The sequence below is a fragment of the Escherichia sp. KCJ4928 genome, from assembly GCF_004352695.1.
GTDB lineage: Bacteria > Pseudomonadota > Gammaproteobacteria > Enterobacterales > Enterobacteriaceae > ECMA0423.
The window spans coordinates 1-1,664 of sequence record NZ_SJWV01000374.1; the positions used below are offsets into that span (position 1 = coordinate 1).

Below are 1,664 nucleotides of genomic sequence, written 5' to 3' on the forward strand. Positions count from 1 at the left end.
GCGTGAATGAACTGCCTTTTTCCAGCATCAGGGCATCCGCCTGACCGCCTCCGATACTGAATGCCTTTCCGTCGCTCCGGGTACCACTGACAGCGGCACCGGAATCGGCCAGCAGTACACCGCCATTTCCCATGGATACGGTGGTGGCGGTACCACCGTTGCGGACATCCAGCGTTCCGCCATCATCCACACGGGTATTAGTGGCTGTGTGTCCGGTCAGCACATCCAGGCGTCCGCCATTTTCCAGTACGACATTATCAGCTTTACCCTCCACAACAGAGAATGCTCCCAGGCGGTTTATGCCGGTAACGGTTGCAGCCGTACTGGTAACCAGTGCGCCGCCCTGCTTCAGGGTGACATTCGTGGCTGTACCACCGGCGTTCACCTGCAGTTTGCCTTTCTGGTTAACGGTGGTGAAATCCGCCAGACCACCTTCCTTGACAATCTGCCAGCCGTCACTGTTTACAACCGTGTCAGAGGCTGTGCCTCCGTTGTGCACATACTGGTATCCCCCATTCAGTGTGGTATCCAGCGCATGCCCGTGTACCGTCTGGTCGCCGCCGGCATAAACCACAGTGGTATTTGCTGTTCCTTCAGCAGCCACAATCTGACGACCATTTTTATTGATAGTGGTACGTACGGCATTTCCGCGAACAAACTGCCCGGTATCACCATTTTCTGCATCTGGTCCCCCTTCCGCGCCGGTATTCACAACCGTGTCGGTTGCCATTGCGCCGGATTTGACGGCCTGCCAGCCCTTCTCATTAATGACGGTACCCGTTGCAATCCCGCCTTCATGTACCCACTGCTCACCGCCGTTCAGAGTGGTGTTCACTGCCTGCCCCTGAAGGCTCTGTCCGCCTCCGGCACTGATAACCGTGTCTGAAACACTTCCGCCGGGATTCACTCTCTGAAGACCACCACTGGTGACAGTCGTTTTGTTGGCTGTACCGCCATCCTGTACCCATTGACCGCCGGTATTGGCCTCATTGTCCGGCCCATACTCCAGCCCGGTACTGATGGTCATTCCGTTGGTCATACCGAAGACAATCTGGTTGTCATGATTTGCCAGTGTTCCGCCATTCACGGTTTCTCCCGCCTGTACAACCGTGTCAGCAGCCAGTGCCGGGACTGACGTGACAGCAGCAAGAGACAGAGCAACCGCCACACCGGCGCCTTTTCCCCGTGAGCGTGCCAGTTCGGAAGCCACCACCAGGGTACCCGTAATGTGATTCCATACCAGTCTGTAGCTGGTGTTCAGATGTCGTTTCATCAGCATTTCCTTAGATTGAGGGTGAATAAAAAAGCCGGTACCCACAAATGTGGATACCGGCAGGTAAAGGGTTACAGTGCCGGAGGTCCGGCTGTGGGAGTTTCTGAATTGTGGTTTTGTTGTTCCCTGAATGTCTTTCTGTGCGTATTTGTGCATGTTACTGACAAAGGTTATTATTAGCTTATCGATCGATATAAACGATCGATAAAATAGATATCGATCGTTTTATTCTATTGTTGAGCTATTGCACGGACAAGAGAGACTGTAACGAAAACAGTGCTTTTGTGAGCAGACTCAGAGTCAGGGAGGGCATCAGTCACGACAGGTTCAGAAGAAAATCCAGTTCCATACCGCACGGGCAACAGAGACCACCGTGTCACGAACAGCGCGC

1 protein-coding gene and 1 pseudogene are annotated in these 1,664 nt (G+C 53.9%); both read right to left on the reverse strand.

Annotated features, from left to right (window positions below):
- The coding region (locus E0D98_RS23960) for an AIDA repeat-containing protein (RefSeq protein ID WP_240723761.1) at positions 1–1,273 on the reverse strand (1,273 nt) is incomplete at its 3' end.
- Positions 1,274–1,600: 327 nt separating this feature from the next.
- Positions 1,601–1,664: pseudogene (locus E0D98_RS28155) on the reverse strand (hypothetical protein); the annotation flags it as partial.